The following is a 16,437-nucleotide window of genomic DNA, read 5'->3' on the forward strand; positions in this document are numbered from 1 at the left end:
TTTTATTTATTTTTATGAACTAAATCATTTACTTTAAAACTACGACAACATTGCAAATCTATATTGCATTTCAGGGAATTGGCGTCTTTAATGTGGTCATGTCTTTTAAATCGCTATAGCTCTAAAGTTAGATATTTAGAATGTAGCAATGAATACGAAATGGATATTTTTTATGATACTTAAAAAGCACTCATTGTGTGTTGTTGCTCTCATGAGCTCAACTTTACTGTATGCCAATGTGCCGATTGAATCTCGAGGATTAAGCCAAAATAGTACAACTGATGCCAATAGTGTAGCCATAAGCTCCGGCGCTATCACGGCAAATGTTCCTACAAATTTGAATTGGCAAATGATGCAAAAAAATCAACAATTAGAAAATGATTTACGTGAACTACGGGGTAAAATTGAAGAGCAAGATAATGAAATTGAAAAACTTAAACATGAACTAACTAATCGCTATACAGACTTAGATCAACGATTAGAACTTCTGCAACAGAAAATAGATCCAGAACCGACTGCGCCAGAGGAGGAAAACCAACAGGATATTTCTCCCAGTCCAGCAGACGCTAACACCCCAATAGGATCAGGTACAACCTCTACTTCACCAGATACCGTCTCCACCACTCAGAATGCAACTGAAATGGATAAAGCGGCCTATACTGTAGCACTAGATGCTTACAAGCAAGGTGGAGCAAAAAAAGCCATTGCACCGATGCAAAACTTTATTAAGAACAACCCGAATAGTGTTTATATTAGCAATGCCTATTTTTGGTTAGCAGAATTTAATTTAGCCATTGAACCGACCAATTATACTGAAGCAAAAAAGAATTATAATATTGTAGCCAACCAATACCCCAACTCTGCTAAAGCAGCACGTGCACTGTATCAACTTTATAATATTGCTAAAGATGTAGACCGAAATACTACACTTTCAAATCAACTCAAAACTAAACTCATTAAAAACTACCCAACCTCAGAAGAGGCTGGATATTTTAAAAAATAAAAAAAAAGACACCGAATACGGTGTCTTTTTTTAAATCAAATACTGAGTTAACGTACAATACCACGCTTAGATTGCTCTAAAGAGTCAATTAATAATTGAACCTCAGCAACTTCAGGCAGTATGTCTAGACGAATCTGTTGAAGCGCTTGCTCAGTCGTTAAACCATCTTTATAAATCAGCTTAAATGCTTGGCGAAGACCTTGAATAACATTCTTGGACCAGCCCTTACGACGCATTCCTTCCACATTCATAGAAAAAGCATGTGCTGGATTACCAGAAACCATCACATAAGCAGGTACATCTTTTAAAATTAACGAAGCACCACCAATCATGCTGTAAGAATCAATTTTACAGAATTGATGAATACCTGAATTTCCACCGACTACGACATAATCCCCAATATGAACATGCCCAGCCACACCAACATTATTGGCAAAAATATTATGATCACCGATGACACAATCATGTGCGATATGGGTATTCACCATAAGTAAGTTATGACTGCCAATCTTGGTTAAACCTTGGTCTTGGGTAGTACCGCGATGTAAACTGCAATGTTCACGAATACGATTATGATCGCCAATTTCAAGCCATGTTTCTTCACCAGCATATTTCAAATCTTGACAAATTTCACCCACACTCGAAAATTGAAAAATTTCATTATTTTTTCCAATTTTGGTGTATCCCCCAATCACTACATGTGAATGTAGCTGAGTGCCTTCACCAATCGAAACCTGTGGTCCAACAATAGAATAAGGACCAATTCTTACATCTGCGGCAATAACAGCAGATGGATCAATGATAGCGGTTGGGTGAATTAAATCGTTATTACTCATGCCTGCTCTATTTTTTGATGCGAAACCATAATTTCCGCAGTTGTTGCTACAACACCATCAACAGTAGCAATACAATTATATTTGTAAATGCCACGTTTATGCATTACCAGCTCCGATTTTAAAACGAGTTGGTCACCTGCAACAACCTGTTTTTTAAAACGAACCTTTTCTGCCCCTGCAAAAAGGAATAAAGAACCTTCACTTGGTTTTTCATTATTCATAATAAAACCAAGTATACCAGAGACTTGAGCTAAGGCCTCAACAATTAATACACCTGGCATAATCGGATAGCCTGGGAAATGTCCCTGTAAAAACTCTTCATTAATTGAAACGTTTTTATAACCCACAATCGCATTATCAGTCACATCGACAATACGATCGACCAATAAAAATGGATAGCGGTGAGGTAAATATTCACGAATTTGTTGAATGTGCATTGGCAATTCAGGTTTCGTAAATGCAGCAGTATTCGACTCAGTCATCATATTCTATTTACGCTTAAAAGTTGATTCAAGGGACTCAATTTGAGTCTGCATATGATCAATCCGTTTGAGCAGTTGGGTCAATGGCACATCTGCTAATTGTTTAAAGCGAATTGCAGCACGCTTCCAAGGCAAACTTTCCAACAGAGGTGTACCTGAAGAATAGCTTCCTGCTTCGGAAATACTTTTTGTGACCATTGACATTCCCGTTATAGTCACATTATCTGCAATATTAATATGCCCTACTACACCAACACCACCTGCTAAGACACAGTTTTTGCCTATGATCGTGCTTCCTGCAATACCGCATTTGGCAGCTAGCGCAGTATTTGTACCAATTTTAACGTTGTGTGCAATTTGCACAAGGTTATCAATAATGACACCATCTTCAAGAATAGTGTCATCCAATGCACCACGATCAATACTACAATTTGACCCAATTCTGACATCATGACCAATTTTAACTGAACCCAATTGTGCAATCCGATGCCATTTTCCTTGATAAGGTGCAAAACCGAAACCTTCACCACCTATTACAGTATTGGCATGAATACGAACCCGATTCCCTATTTTCGTTTCACCCGTTAAAGTCACATGTGAATCTACGAAACATTGTTGCCCAATTTCGACATCATGATCAATTTTAACGTGCGACTGGATAATCGTTTGCTCACCCACAATACATTTTTCACCAATCACGACATAGTGTCCAATATATGCACTCTGGGCTATGATTGCTGATGGATGAATTTGTGCAGTATCTTCTATTCCTTGTTGTTCACATTTTTTTTCAAAAACATGTGTCAGAATTGCAAAAGCGAGATAAGGATTCGCAACCACGATAAAATTATGATGATTGCTCAATTGATTTTTCAATGATGCAGTAACAATCAAGGCACCTGCTTTTGAAGCCAGTGCCTGATCTAAATATTTATCCGCGTTTACAAATGCAAGATGTCTTGCTTGAGCTAGATCAAGGCTAGCCAATCCTTCAAGTTGCAAATCAGATTGACCAACAAACTCGCCTTGTACAAGACGAGCAAGATCTTCTAAACAAAATTGTCTATGATTCATTGATTATTTAATAGCATTGACCTTTTGGATCATTTTATCAGTTAAATCATATTTAGGGTCATAAGCAAGCGCGGTATTTTTATTCAAAACACCATCAAAGTTATTTTCTTTACGCAATTGCTCAGCAACTTGTTTCACTTGTCTATCTAAGGTTTGATTCATCACTTGAATTGAAGATTGAACACTCGTCTGCAATGCTTGTTGAATTGAATTAAACTCTTTAAGTTTCGCCTGATATTGAGCGGCCATTTTTTGCTGTTCAGCTTGAGATAAATTGGTGCTCTGTTGCGCACGTGTCTGAATCGCTTCCAACTCTTTGCCTAATTGCTCAAGTTTAGTGGTTTGCGGCTTCATTTTTTGCTGTAAAGAGGTATTTTGTTGTTTCAAATAGGTGCTATTTTCCACAACTTTTTCTAAATCAACAACACCGTAACCTGCAGCATGCACCACAGAGCTACTCGCAATCCCAGCAAAAATCAGAACTGATAATATTTTATTCATTTTAATGTCCTTTTAAATTTTCTAAGGTTGCCACTTAGAAAGTACGACCGATTTCAAACTGGATATTTTTAGTTTCGTCACCAGCTTTATCATTTATTGGGTATGCATAGCTTAACGAAAGAGGACCAATCATGGTAATCCAAGTAAAGCCTACGCCTACGCTATAACGGAAGTTATCTGCATCAAAACCAAAGTTGTCTTCACAATATTTTTTAGCATCTACACCTGGATCATTCGGTGTTCCTTGTAAGTACAAAGCTCCGCTTGGAATGCTACATTGTGTATCAAATACTTGTGCACCTTCTGCAAAGAGCACAGGACGTATTTGACGTGTCCAATCCCCTTTAAACGGTAAAGGCAAAGCAAGTTCAGCACCAAATTGCACCAAGGCATTTCCGCCTACTTCCTCAGGGTCATAATCTATTTGACGTGACTCATTATAGGTTACGCCTGGATACTTAGGTCCAAGTGTACTATTGTCATAGCCACGAACTGAACCAAAACCACCTGCATAGAAATTTTTATAGAATGGCAGATCATTACCATAACCTAACTTACCGTAACCACGTAAAACGAAGTCATAAGGTAAAGGTAAGAATGCTTGAGCATCATAAGTCAGTTTTTGATATTCAACATCACTGCCTGGTAGTGCAATTTCACCATTCACACGATGAGACATACCTGATGTCGGGAATACAGGACGATTTAAAGTATTATAAGACCAACCTAAATTCAAATTATAGGTTAAAAAATCACCTTTAAATTGATCTTCAAAATCAACCAACCCTACAGCCTGTTGGTTGTTATCTAAACATTTATCAGGAGTATCATAACCCTCAGGAGGCGTGTCAGGTCTTGGGTTACCATTAAGTTGATCCAGTGCCGCTTGTGAATATAACGTCGCAATACAAACATCTTGACGAGTATTTGTGGCTTTTCCGCCATTTGCTTTTAAATAGTCACGCACATAGGTCGATACATAAGGACCCGTCGTTACTTCAGTTTGATCAATATTTAGACCCGCACTAATACTTTGGTTTTCATCAATTGGATAACCAAAACTAATCCCCCCACCAAAACTGTCTGTAACGTAATTATTAACGTTATAATCATCATCTAACTTGGTTTTGCGGTAGTACATGTTGTAACCACGACGCACACCATCAATAGTAAAATATGGATCAGTGACACTTAAATTATAATAGTCTTGTGTTTCTGAACGAGACAAATCAACTGAAACACTATTCCCTGTACCCAAGAAATTGGTCTGACTTAAACCTGCTTGGAAAGTAATACCGCCACTTTGTGAAAAACCTACAGCAAGTGTACTCGTACCTGAATGTTGTTCTTCAACATTCACATTTAAATCGACCTGATCAGGCACATTTGGAATACGTGCTGGCTTAATATCAACAGTTTTAAAGAAACCTGTACGCTCTAAACGAACTTTTGATAGATCAATTTTTTCGTTACTGGCTAAAGCACCTTCCATTTGACGCATTTCACGACGTAAAACTTCATCTGCCGTTTTAGTATTGCCCGCAAAATTAATACGACGTACAGTCACCTGTTGCCCTGGATTAATATAATAATTCAAATCAACCAATTTGGTTTCTTTGTTAATCTCGGGAACCATATTCACTTCGGCATAGTAATAACCGGCATTACCATACTTACGTAACAACAATTGCTTAACCGCATTTACTTTTTCTTGAGAATACGTTTCGCCATCTTTATAAATTTGTAAGACTTTTAATTCTTCTGGTTTATAAAGTGCATCACCTAAAAATTTGGTTTGACCAAATTTAAACTCTTCACCTTCTTCAACAGATACTTCGATAAAAATGTTCTTTTTATCTTCACTTAAGTTCAAGTTTGAATTGGTAATATTAAAATTGATATAACCTTTATTCAAATATAAAGCGCGTAGTGCTTCAAGGCTTGCCGCCATTTTTTCACGCGCATAGCGATCATTACGAGTAACAATTGAACTCCATGCACTCTCTTTTACTGCAAAAGCTTGTTTGATTTCACTTTCTTTAAAGACAGTGTTACCAATAATATTGATATCAACAACTTTAGCGGCTTTGCCTTCCACAAACTCAATGCTTAAATCTACGCGATTATTAGGACGAGCTGTAGTCATGACTTTAACATCAGCGTCGTAACGACCTTGCTGCATATATTGTTGTTCAAGTTCAGTTTCTATGGTTTGCAAAGCAGATTTTTTCAAAACCTCACCTTCCGCAATACCCATTTTTTTCAAACCTTCATCTAAGGCTTCTTTAGGAATAAGTTTATTCCCTTTAAACTCCACCTTAGAAATCAGCGGACGTTCAACCACTGCGAAAACAAGCGTATCTGCATTTTGAGAGACTTTAATATCATCAAACAAGCCAGTGGCATACAAAGCACGAATCGCATTTGCAATAGTCACATCATTGACACGATCACCTGCATTAATGGGCAATACCCCATAAACATTTGCTGGCGTTAAACGGACAAGTCCGTCAATTTTGATATCGCGGACAATGAACTCATCTGCTGCATATACTTGTTGTACTGCTGCCATTGCACTAATAAGCGCCAAAGGCATAAATAAATGTGTGTGCTGCATGCCAGTCTTTTCCGATGTTAATTTATTTCATAGTCACGTTGTTATAAACGCATAAAATCATTGAATAATGCAAGGAGCATCATACTACCGAGCAGTACCATACCAACTTTTAAACCAACCAATTGTATTTGTTCAGAAACAGGTTTACCACGAATCAATTCAATAAAATAGTAAATTAAATGTCCGCCATCAAGCATCGGGATAGGTAATAAATTTAAAATTCCTAAACTTACACTCATTAACGCCATAAAAGAAATAAAGGTTTGCCAACCCATTTCTGCACTTTGTCCAGCCACTTTAGCAATGGTAATTGGACCAGATAAATTATCCAAACCGATTAAACCACGTACCATTTTGACAATCGAGTTCAAAATCATACTTGAAATTTGACCTGTTTTATCAACAGCCATACCGAAAGCTTCAGCAGGATTATACTGAATCGTTTGTTTATAATCCGCAGGAATATTTATTTTCCCAGGAATACTTTGCACCCCTAAAACCCCAGAAACATTGCCCATATTGTCACGCTGTGCTTGTGGCATGATTTGCAACTGCATTCTCTGATTTTGGCGTAACACATCTATTTTCAAAAGTTTTTCTGGTGAAGCTTGAATAATCTGTACAACATCAAACCAATCTTTTACTTTCACACCATCAATTGCAAGAATTTGATCGCCTTGTTTCATGCCCTGACGTATTGCCGCACCATCTGCACTTAATTTGGTCGCAATAGCAGGAATATGAGGACGATAAGGAGTAAAACCTAAACTCTCCAACGCAGATTGATTTTGATTTTTAAGAAAATCTTGTATCGGTAATTTAAATGTTTGAATTTGTCCTGCACGGTCAGCTTGAATTTCAATCGAGCCTGTTTCACCTACACGATTCACTAAAGCAAAATTCAGTTTTTCCCATGTTTTAGTTTCATTTCCATCTACTGCGGTAATTTTGTCACCGACCTGCATCTGAACTGAAGCGGCTGGTGTGTTGGGTAACACTTTACCAACACGAGTGTTTAATTGTTCTTGTGTCGGTAAGAATAAAATCCAAAACAACACTACTGCAAAAGCTAAATTGATTAACGGACCTGCGGCTACAATCGCAATTCGTTTCCACGGAGATTGACGATTAAATGCTTTCGGTAAATCTTCTTCCGCAACATTACCTTCGCGCTCATCTAACATTTTGACATAGCCGCCTAAAGGCAAGGCGGACAGCTGATATTGGATACCTGATTTTTTAGATGTCCATTTCAACAGCGTAGGACCAAAACCAATAGAATAAACTAAAACTTTAACGCCTAATTTTCGTGCAACAATATAATGCCCAAACTCATGAATTGCGATGAGAGGCCCAAGCAGAAGAATTGCTGCCATAATAATAAACAAGGCATTCATGCTTTAGCTTCCTGTATTCATGACAATCTGATCAGCAACAGAACGTGCCAAGAGATCTGCCTGTAAAATGAGTTCAATTGAATTTGCCGCACCATTTTCAACGTGATTTAACGTCTTTTCAACGACCTGCGAAATTTCATCAAATCTAATCGCATGATTCAAGAATGCTGCAACAGCAACTTCATTTGCAGCATTCAAAATAGTCGGTGCCAACCCTCCACTTTGCATCGCTTGACGTGCAAGCTTTAATGCAGGAAACCGAACAGTATCAGGTTCTTGAAAGTCCAAACGATGATTTACAAACAAATCCAGTGCAGGCACATGCGTTTGTATTCGTTCTGGCCACGCCAGTGCATGCGCAATCGGCGTACACATATCAGGATTGCCCATTTGTGCCAAAGTCGAACCATCCACATATTGAACCATGGAATGGATAATACTCTGTGGATGCACCACTACTGTTACAAACTGTTCTGAAATTGCAAACAAGTGGCAAGCTTCAATCAACTCTAAACCTTTGTTCATCAATGTAGCCGAGTCAACAGAAATTTTTTGACCCATCGACCAATTTGGATGCTTACATGCTTGTGCAGGCGTAACATTTTTTAATTGATCTAAATCATAATGCAAAAATGGGCCACCCGAGGCAGTCAATAAAATTTGTGCTACCCCCTTTTGAGGTTGTCCATTCCGCTCTGCCTGTAAATAACCTTCAGGTAAACACTGAAAAATTGCATTGTGCTCAGAATCGACTGGAAGTAATACAGCGTGATGATCTCGCGCAGCTTGCATCATGATATCGCCAGACATCACAAGCGCTTCTTTATTGGCCAGTAAAACACGTTTTCCCGATTTTACTGCTGCCAATGTGGGTAACAAGCCAGCTGCACCTACAATGGCTGCCATCACCACATCTACATCTGAATGTTCAGCAACAGCAATTAAGCCAGCTTCATCAGTCAAAATTTCAATATGATTCAGATGCTGATTTTTGAAATATTGTCGCAGTTTATCTACTTTATTGGATGGAACCACCACCACTTGTGGATGATACTGTTTGCATATTTCAACCAATTCTAAAATTCGGCTGTATGCCGTCACCGCAAATACAGAATACTTTTCAGGATGCTGTTGCAGAATTTTTAAGGTACTTTGACCAATTGAACCCGTAGCACCTAATATACAAACAGATTGTGACATCTATAAATCTACACCAATAAGTTTTAAAACATACATGCTTGCAGCAAAAATTGGAGCAGCAGCCAGCAGTGAGTCTATACGATCCAATACCCCACCATGTCCTGGTAAGATACGACCTGAATCTTTAATTCCCGAGCGGCGCTTCAGCATAGATTCAAATAAATCACCTAAGACAGAGCTAAATACTGTCACAACCGACAAAATCAGGAATAATAAATGCTGAGCTAACGTTAAATTTAAATATAAAACTTCAACAGCCACCACGATCAACATTGCAGTAAACACACCACCGTATAGACCTTCTAAAGATTTATTTGGACTGACATTGGGAGCAAGCTTTCTTTTACCAAACTTACGGCCAACAAAATACGCACCACTGTCCGCACCCCATACCAGTAAAAACAGGTACATGAGCCACCAAGGCGAACTTTGCCATACAGAAAAAATTGCAGTCACTGCGGCTGAAATTAAGATAAAACCTAAAATATTCAGTGTTGAATTATACCAACCATCATAATTTGGATAAGATTTAACCCATACAATACTTAAAAGCCAAGACAATATCGAAGCGGACCAAAGCAATAAAGCAATGTCATTAAAATATAATGCTAAGGCTGCTAGAACTGCCGTTGCAGCACCATACATCCACGCAATAGGTTTAACAGGATTTTTATTTTTTCTTGGCATAAGTTTAAACCACTCATACCCCGCCACCCCTGCGGCTACAATCATCAGCATAAACATTGGATACTGAGACTGTGTAGCAAACATACAACTCAGCACGACTGCTACCAATACCAATGCGGTTATAATCCGCTCTAACATGTATTAATTCTCAATTTTCTTTTGTTGGAGTTGCTCTGAGGTTTTCCCAAAACGACGTTCTCGTCCAGCAAAAACTGCTAGGGCATCATCGAATTCTTCAACTGTAAACTCAGGCCATAACGTTTGGCTAAAATATAGCTCAGCATATGCTGCTTGCCAAAGTAAAAAGTTCGATAAGCGGAAATCACCACCGGTACGAATCAGTAAATCTACAGCAGGTAAATCTGCCATACTTACATGTTGCCCAAAAAGCTCAACATTTATATCTTCAACAGCAACTTTATTTGCCATAACCTTAAGTGCAATTTGTTGCGCAGCATGTGCAATATCCCACATACCGCCATAACTAATAGCAATGGTTAAAGTCATGCTATCGAAATTAGCAGTCCTTTGTTCAGCTTGCAACATTAACTCACACAAATGCGCAGATAAACGAGAACGATCACCAATAAAACGTAAAGCTATATTGAATTTTTCCATTCTAGGCAATTGCTCTAAAATAGTTTCCTCCAATAACACCATGAGTAAATCGACCTCAAATTGAGGTCGATTCCAGTTTTCACTGGAAAATGCAAAAACAGTTAACGCCTGTATTTGATTTTTTCTACAGTGTTCAACAATCGGGTCAAGGACATTTTTCCCTTCACGATGGCCATCACCTTTCTGCATTTGCATTTTTTTAGCAAAACGATTGTTGCCATCCATAATGATGGCAACATGTTTTGGAAGATGCGAATTATCTTCTGATGCGGTCATTCAATGTTAGACCTTCATCAGTTCAGCTTCTTTTGCAGCAAGACGTTTATCAACTTCAGCTACAAATTTATCCGTAATTTTTTGAATATCATCTGCCGCACGACGATCATCATCTTCAGAGATTTCTTTGTCTTTAAGCAAAGATTTGATATCACCCAATACATCACGGCGAATATTACGAATCGCAACTTTGGCATTTTCAGCCTCATTACGTGCAACTTTTTGCATGTCACGACGTGTTTCTTCAGTGAGAGCAGGCATAGGTACACGAATTGCGTCAGCAGTAATAGGATTTAAGCCTAAACCCGCTTCACGAATTGCTTTGTCAATTGCTGAAACCATATTACGTTCAAATGGCTGTATCACCAAAGTACGAGCGTCTTCAAGACCCACATTTGCCACTTGATTTAAAGGCACGTCAGAGCCATAGTAAGGAACCATCACCCCATTAAGTATAGAGGGATTTGCACGGCCAGTACGAACTTTAGCAAAACCTTGCTCTAAAGAGTCTAAAGTCTTGTTCATACGGTCTTCACTGTCTTTTTTAAGATCGTTAATCATATGATCTTCCTTACTGAATTCTAAGAAATGTAATTACTAAATAATGTGTAGTATAAAGAGCTTTGGAGTTCACGTACATTAGTTCGTAACGTGAGTCCCTTCTTTTTCACCCATGACCACTGAAAGCAATGAGCCTGATTTATTCATATCGAATACTTGTAGCGGCACATTATGATCACGACACAAACAAATTGCGGTTAAATCCATGATGCCTAATTTTTCATCTAGAACCTGATCAAATGTCAGTGTTTCATACTTCACTGCATCATCATATTTGCTTGGATCTTTATTATAAACACCATCAACTTTAGTGGCTTTCAAAATTAAGTTAGCCTCAATTTCAATACCACGTAAGCAAGCTGCTGTATCCGTGGTAAAAAACGGATTACCCGTTCCTGCCACAAATACGCAGACTTCGCCTTGAGTTAAATGACGAATCGCATCACGACTTGAATAGGACTCAACGACTGCACCAATAGGAAGTGCCGACATTAAACGGGTCTTAATATTACGACGGACTAAGGCATCTCGCAAAGCCAAGCCATTCATTACAGTGGCAAGCATCCCCATTTGGTCACCCGTTACACGACCAACTAAGCCGTCTTTTTGCAACTGACTCCCACGATACAAATTACCACCACCAACGACAATACCGACTTGAACACCTAAACCAACCAAATGTGCAATCGCTAAAGACATCTGATCAAGCACCATCGCATCAATCCCCATATCTTTATTGCCTGCCAGGGCTTCACCAGACAGTTTCAATAAAATACGTTCATAACGGGGCTTTTTTGAATCCAACATTAGGAATCTCCGAATCTTCCAATATCTAAAATTTTTTTTGCATACTTCAATAACAGATTAAGCCGACTTAATCCGAATTAACTTGGCATATAAATCATATTCATCTGCATCAGTAATTTCGACTTCGAGTAAATCACCAGATTTAATTTGACTTTTATCAATATCTTCTACAAAAACATTACCATCAATTTCAGGCGCATCCGCATAAGAACGTGCAATCGCCACTGGAAATTCATCTTCCAGACCATCGACCAATACAGTCATGGTTTGACCAATACGTTTTTGTAATTTTGCTGCTGAAATTTCTTGCTGCACTTGCATGAAGCGCTCATAACGATCTTGTTTAATGTCTTCAGGGACATGATCTGGCAAATCGTTGGCTGTTGCACCCTCTACAGGTGAATAGGTAAAACAACCAACTCGGTCAAGCTGAGCTTCTTTGAGCCACTCTAATAAAATTTGGAAATCTTCTTCAGTTTCACCAGGGAAACCCACAACAAATGTGGAACGCAGCACCAAATCCGGACATTTTTCGCGCCACAATTTCAGACGTTCCAATGTATTTTCACTATGAGCTGGTCGTTTCATCAATTTTAGGATGCGTGGACTGGCATGCTGAAAAGGAATATCTAGATAAGGCAATATTTTACCTTGTGCCATTAAATCAATCACAGCATCCACATGTGGATAAGGATAGACATAATGCAAACGTACCCAAACCCCTAATTGACCAAGTGCTTCACACATGTCATAAAACTTGGTTTTAACAGGCTGACCATTCCAAAAATCGAGTTTGTATTTGGTATCTAAGCCATAGGCAGAAGTATCCTGAGAAATGACAAGAACTTCTTTTACACCTGCATTTTTTAATGCTTGTGCTTCGCTTAAAACTGAACCTACAGGACGAGAAACCAAATCGCCACGCATACTTGGAATAATACAGAATGTACAACGATGGTTACAGCCTTCCGATATTTTTAAATAGGCATAATGTTTAGGCGTTAAACGAATTCCCTGTTCAGGAACAAGGTCAATAAAAGGATTGTGCTTTGGTGGTTCAGGTACGTACTGATGTACGGCCTCCATCACTTCTTGATATGCTGCAGCACCTGTCACCTTAAGAACACTAGGATGCATTTTGCGAATCTTGTCTTCATCCTTACCCAAACAACCTGTCACAATGACGCGACCATTCGCACTAATAGCTTCGCCAATCGCGTCTAAAGACTCTTGTACTGCAGATTCAATAAAACCACATGTATTGACAACAACCAAATCGGCACCATCATAATCCGATGCAACATCATAACCTTCAGTTTTTAACTGAGTTAAAATTCGTTCAGAATCTACCAACGCCTTAGGACAACCTAAAGAAACAAAACCGACTTTGGGGGACTTCATGAATCTACACTCCACTATAATGCGCATATTGTATGTCTTTTCCGTACATATGAATAGGTGGAATGCCGACTCTTTGCGTAACGCACCAAAATACATCCAATTTTTTACACATTTCCTTGTGCGCACTATTTTGGTTCAATAATATTTTGAATTGATTTACTATGAGATGTGTTTCTGCAATCAAATAACAAAAAAGCGCATTTTTCTCTTCATAATTTTTTTATTTATACCGATAGTTAAAGTTGGCGTGCATTTTGCTTTATTTTGACAATGCTTAATGCGTTGAATGTCCCATAACAGGGAGAAATAATCAAAAATGCAGCTACCATTGCGCTATTTTAATACAGGATAATTTCATCAATGGATCAACCCGTCGCGATCGACTACCGCCTTTTAGTGGATAATTTAACGACTGCTATTTTACTGGTTGATGGGCAACTTAATGTTTTTTATTTAAACTCTTCATGTGAATCATTATTTGACATTAGTCTGCTACGCGCCTCAGGCCAGCCTGTTTTAAATTTGCTGCATATGGCCAATGATGAATTCAATACCCAAGAAGCGCTATTGAATACTTTTAATACGGGACAACCTTATACACGACGCGAAGCAACCATTCGCGTAAATTTCAAAGATATCCATGTGGATTATACTGTTTCACAAATTAATGCAGAAAAATCCTACCACCCACTTTTATTGATTGAACTTGATCAAATTGATCGAATGTTAAAAATCTCCAAAGAAGAAAACCTCATTCAGCAACACCAAGTGGCGAGGCAACTTATTCGCGGTGTTGCACATGAAATTAAAAATCCTTTAGGCGGTATTCGCGGTGCAACCCAATTACTGGCACGTAGCTTAAATGATCCGCAGTACGAAGAATTTACCGACATTATTATTAGCGAAGTAGATCGTTTAAGAAATTTAGCCGACACCATGCTCGGTTCGCGCCAATTACCCAGTTACGAATTAGTCAATGTACACGAACCTTTAGAACGTGTTCGCTCACTGGTGACCAACCAAACCAAAAAGAAAATTAAAATTACTCGCGATTATGATTTGTCTTTACCCGATGTACTGGCAGATCGAGACCAATTGATTCAGGTCATGCTCAATATTAGTGTCAATGCAGTTCAAGCCATGACAGAAAATAAAGAATTCTTTATCGACCATCAGCCTGAATTGATCTTAAGAACGCGTATTCAACGTTTGGTCACCATTAATGGTGTATTAAAACGATCTGTAGTTCGTATCGATATTGAAGATAATGGCCCAGGCGTACCAGAAGAAATATTAGAATCAGTGTTTTATCCTCTTGTTACTGGACGCGCTAAAGGCACAGGCCTAGGTTTAAGCATTGCACAAAATATTATGCATCAACATGGTGGAATGATTGAATGTCAATCCATTCCAGAAAAAACAATATTTAGCTTATATTTACCTTGGGAGGCGAGTCATGTCGCGAAATAAAATATGGGTCATTGATGATGACCGTGCCATGCGTTGGGTACTCGAAAAAACATTCAAAGAAGAAGGTTTTGAGGTTACCAGTTTTGAAGAAGCACAATCTGCGCTTGATCAAATGAATACAGAGTTACCCGATGTCATTTTAACTGACATTCGCATGCCCGGTATCGACGGTCTTACATTTTTAGGAAAAGTTAAAGCCAGTCATCCAGAACTTCCTGTGATTATCATGACCGCACATTCTGACTTAGAATCTGCTGTATCGAGCTATCAAACAGGTGCATTTGAGTACTTACCTAAACCATTTGATATTGATGAAGCTTTAGCACTAGTCAATCGTGCTATTTTACATATTGCCAAATTACAACAACAAGAATCCGCCAAAACGGCCCCACCAATTCAATCCACTGAAATTATTGGTGAATCTCCTGCTATGCAAGAGGTTTTTCGTGCAATCGGCCGCCTGTCCCAATCTCATATTACCGTACTTATTAATGGCGAATCTGGAACAGGTAAAGAATTGGTCGCGCATGCGCTACATCGCCATTCACCACGTGGCAGCAAACCTTTTATTGCCCTGAATATGGCAGCCATTCCTAAAGACTTGATTGAAACTGAACTTTTCGGGCATGAGAAAGGTGCTTTTACAGGTGCAAATTCGCAGCGCCAAGGTCGTTTTGAACAGGCCAATGGCGGTACGTTATTTCTAGATGAAATTGGCGACATGCCATTTGAAACCCAAACCCGTTTGCTCCGGGTTTTGGCCGATGGCGAGTTTTACCGTGTTGGCGGACATATCCCTGTCAGAGTAGATGTTCGTATTGTTGCAGCAACTCATCAGGATTTAGAAAAATTGGTGAATGATGGTCGTTTCCGTGAAGACTTGTATCATCGCTTAAATGTCATTCGCATTCATATCCCGAAACTCGCACATCGTAGTGAAGACATTCCGATGCTGGCGCAGCATTTCTTGGCACGTGCAGGTAAAGAACTGGGTGTAAATGCTAAAATTTTACGCTTAGAAACCCAAGAATATATGAAACAATTGCCTTGGCAAGGTAACGTGCGCCAACTAGAAAACACCTGTCGTTGGCTTACGGTCATGATTACAGGTCGTGAAGTCTATCCAGAAGACTTACCGTCGGAGTTAAAACAACTTCCGATTCAGCGCTCAGGCGATGAAGCACAAGTACAGAATAGTTTTGATCGAGTGTCATTGCATCATTGGGATGAATTATTAAATCAATGGGCAATACAAAAGCTTAAAAATGGTGAAATGAAGATTCTTGATATTGCAACACCCATGTTTGAACGCACACTCATTACTGCTGCACTGCAACAAACTCGAGGCCGTAAACGTCATGCTGCTGAACTTTTAGGTTGGGGAAGAAACACCTTAACTAGAAAGCTCAAGGAGTTGGGTATGGACACTGTAGATGATGATACTGAAGAAGAAGTAGAAAGCTAACTTTCTATATAAAGAAAAGCTCCTATTGGAGCTTTTCTTTTT

Annotated in this window: 15 protein-coding genes; 3 read left to right on the forward strand and 12 right to left on the reverse strand. The window is 38.9% G+C overall.

Annotated features, from left to right (window positions below; all coding sequences use genetic code 11):
• The first annotated feature begins 172 nt into the window (after positions 1 to 172).
• On the forward strand, positions 173 to 1,003 hold the full coding sequence (locus tag GA0116959_RS11510) for a YbgF trimerization domain-containing protein (protein ID WP_092720811.1): 831 nt from the start codon (positions 173 to 175) through the stop codon (positions 1,001 to 1,003).
• Positions 1,004 to 1,050: 47 nt separating this feature from the next.
• On the opposite strand, the gene lpxA is transcribed toward GA0116959_RS11510, so the two are convergent.
• The 12 genes from lpxA to rimO all read right to left on the reverse strand — a co-directional run bounded on the left by lpxA (position 1,051) and on the right by rimO (position 13,460).
• Entirely contained in the window at positions 1,051 to 1,839 is a 789-nt protein-coding gene (gene lpxA / locus GA0116959_RS11515; RefSeq protein WP_092720812.1) for an acyl-ACP--UDP-N-acetylglucosamine O-acyltransferase, read from the reverse strand.
• A complete protein-coding gene (fabZ, locus tag GA0116959_RS11520) occupies positions 1,836 to 2,321 on the reverse strand; it encodes a 3-hydroxyacyl-ACP dehydratase FabZ (RefSeq protein WP_171250395.1) in 486 nt (161 codons plus the stop codon). The genes lpxA and fabZ overlap by 4 nt, the downstream gene beginning before the upstream one ends.
• Before the next feature lie 6 nt (positions 2,322 to 2,327).
• Positions 2,328 to 3,395, reverse strand: a complete 1,068-nt coding sequence (gene lpxD, locus GA0116959_RS11525) for a UDP-3-O-(3-hydroxymyristoyl)glucosamine N-acyltransferase (protein WP_092720813.1) — start codon at positions 3,393 to 3,395, stop codon at positions 2,328 to 2,330.
• Positions 3,396 to 3,398: 3 nt separating this feature from the next.
• Entirely contained in the window at positions 3,399 to 3,896 is a 498-nt protein-coding gene (locus tag GA0116959_RS11530) for an OmpH/Skp family outer membrane protein (RefSeq protein WP_092720814.1), read from the reverse strand.
• A gap of 34 nt (positions 3,897 to 3,930) precedes the next feature.
• Positions 3,931 to 6,513: an outer membrane protein assembly factor BamA gene (gene bamA / locus GA0116959_RS11535; protein ID WP_092720815.1), complete on the reverse strand. Its 2,583-nt coding sequence runs from the start codon at positions 6,511 to 6,513 to the stop codon at positions 3,931 to 3,933.
• 41 nt (positions 6,514 to 6,554) lie between these two features.
• Positions 6,555 to 7,910: an RIP metalloprotease RseP gene (gene rseP, locus GA0116959_RS11540; protein ID WP_092720816.1), complete on the reverse strand. Its 1,356-nt coding sequence runs from the start codon at positions 7,908 to 7,910 to the stop codon at positions 6,555 to 6,557.
• A gap of 3 nt (positions 7,911 to 7,913) precedes the next feature.
• On the reverse strand, positions 7,914 to 9,110 hold the full coding sequence (ispC, locus tag GA0116959_RS11545; protein WP_092720817.1) for a 1-deoxy-D-xylulose-5-phosphate reductoisomerase: 1,197 nt from the start codon (positions 9,108 to 9,110) through the stop codon (positions 7,914 to 7,916).
• The gene (locus GA0116959_RS11550) at positions 9,111 to 9,935 is read right to left on the reverse strand and encodes a phosphatidate cytidylyltransferase (protein WP_092720818.1); all 825 of its coding nucleotides are present in this window, start codon (positions 9,933 to 9,935) and stop codon (positions 9,111 to 9,113) included.
• Positions 9,936 to 9,938: 3 nt separating this feature from the next.
• Complete coding sequence (gene uppS / locus GA0116959_RS11555) at positions 9,939 to 10,691, reverse strand: polyprenyl diphosphate synthase (protein ID WP_092720819.1); 753 nt, start codon at positions 10,689 to 10,691, stop codon at positions 9,939 to 9,941.
• A gap of 6 nt (positions 10,692 to 10,697) precedes the next feature.
• Positions 10,698 to 11,252 carry a ribosome recycling factor gene (frr, locus tag GA0116959_RS11560; RefSeq protein WP_053580118.1) on the reverse strand — a complete coding sequence of 185 codons (555 nt, stop codon included), beginning with the start codon at positions 11,250 to 11,252 and terminating at the stop codon, positions 10,698 to 10,700.
• 78 nt (positions 11,253 to 11,330) lie between these two features.
• Positions 11,331 to 12,059 carry a UMP kinase gene (gene pyrH, locus GA0116959_RS11565; RefSeq protein WP_053580117.1) on the reverse strand — a complete coding sequence of 243 codons (729 nt, stop codon included), beginning with the start codon at positions 12,057 to 12,059 and terminating at the stop codon, positions 11,331 to 11,333.
• 57 nt (positions 12,060 to 12,116) lie between these two features.
• Positions 12,117 to 13,460 carry a 30S ribosomal protein S12 methylthiotransferase RimO gene (gene rimO / locus GA0116959_RS11570; RefSeq protein WP_092720820.1) on the reverse strand — a complete coding sequence of 448 codons (1,344 nt, stop codon included), beginning with the start codon at positions 13,458 to 13,460 and terminating at the stop codon, positions 12,117 to 12,119.
• A gap of 360 nt (positions 13,461 to 13,820) precedes the next feature.
• On the opposite strand from rimO, the gene glnL reads away from it, so the two are divergent.
• Positions 13,821 to 14,930 carry a nitrogen regulation protein NR(II) gene (glnL, locus tag GA0116959_RS11575; protein ID WP_053580115.1) on the forward strand — a complete coding sequence of 370 codons (1,110 nt, stop codon included), beginning with the start codon at positions 13,821 to 13,823 and terminating at the stop codon, positions 14,928 to 14,930.
• Positions 14,917 to 16,395, forward strand: coding sequence for a nitrogen regulation protein NR(I) (gene glnG, locus GA0116959_RS11580; RefSeq protein WP_053580114.1), 1,479 nt, complete (start codon positions 14,917 to 14,919; stop codon positions 16,393 to 16,395). The genes glnL and glnG overlap by 14 nt, the downstream gene beginning before the upstream one ends.
• The last annotated feature ends 42 nt before the right edge of the window (positions 16,396 to 16,437 follow it).

Origin of the sequence: Acinetobacter albensis (assembly GCF_900095025.1) — a bacterium.
GTDB lineage: Bacteria > Pseudomonadota > Gammaproteobacteria > Pseudomonadales > Moraxellaceae > Acinetobacter > Acinetobacter albensis.

What these genes read in the sequence shown, in the direction of transcription:
- GA0116959_RS11510 (WP_092720811.1), top strand. Translation starts at nt 173, where the DNA reads ATGATACTTAAAAAGCACTCATTGTGTGTTGTTGCTCTCATGAGCTCA.
- glnL (WP_053580115.1), top strand. Translation starts at nt 13,821, where the DNA reads ATGGATCAACCCGTCGCGATCGACTACCGCCTTTTAGTGGATAATTTA.
- glnG (WP_053580114.1), top strand. Translation starts at nt 14,917, where the DNA reads ATGTCGCGAAATAAAATATGGGTCATTGATGATGACCGTGCCATGCGT.
- rseP (WP_092720816.1), bottom strand. Translation starts at nt 7,910, where the DNA reads ATGAATGCCTTGTTTATTATTATGGCAGCAATTCTTCTGCTTGGGCCT.
- uppS (WP_092720819.1), bottom strand. Translation starts at nt 10,691, where the DNA reads ATGACCGCATCAGAAGATAATTCGCATCTTCCAAAACATGTTGCCATC.
- GA0116959_RS11550 (WP_092720818.1), bottom strand. Translation starts at nt 9,935, where the DNA reads ATGTTAGAGCGGATTATAACCGCATTGGTATTGGTAGCAGTCGTGCTG.
- GA0116959_RS11530 (WP_092720814.1), bottom strand. Translation starts at nt 3,896, where the DNA reads ATGAATAAAATATTATCAGTTCTGATTTTTGCTGGGATTGCGAGTAGC.
- bamA (WP_092720815.1), bottom strand. Translation starts at nt 6,513, where the DNA reads ATGCAGCACACACATTTATTTATGCCTTTGGCGCTTATTAGTGCAATG.
- lpxD (WP_092720813.1), bottom strand. Translation starts at nt 3,395, where the DNA reads ATGAATCATAGACAATTTTGTTTAGAAGATCTTGCTCGTCTTGTACAA.
- rimO (WP_092720820.1), bottom strand. Translation starts at nt 13,460, where the DNA reads ATGAAGTCCCCCAAAGTCGGTTTTGTTTCTTTAGGTTGTCCTAAGGCG.
- fabZ (WP_171250395.1), bottom strand. Translation starts at nt 2,321, where the DNA reads ATGACTGAGTCGAATACTGCTGCATTTACGAAACCTGAATTGCCAATG.
- ispC (WP_092720817.1), bottom strand. Translation starts at nt 9,110, where the DNA reads ATGTCACAATCTGTTTGTATATTAGGTGCTACGGGTTCAATTGGTCAA.
- pyrH (WP_053580117.1), bottom strand. Translation starts at nt 12,059, where the DNA reads ATGTTGGATTCAAAAAAGCCCCGTTATGAACGTATTTTATTGAAACTG.
- frr (WP_053580118.1), bottom strand. Translation starts at nt 11,252, where the DNA reads ATGATTAACGATCTTAAAAAAGACAGTGAAGACCGTATGAACAAGACT.
- lpxA (WP_092720812.1), bottom strand. Translation starts at nt 1,839, where the DNA reads ATGAGTAATAACGATTTAATTCACCCAACCGCTATCATTGATCCATCT.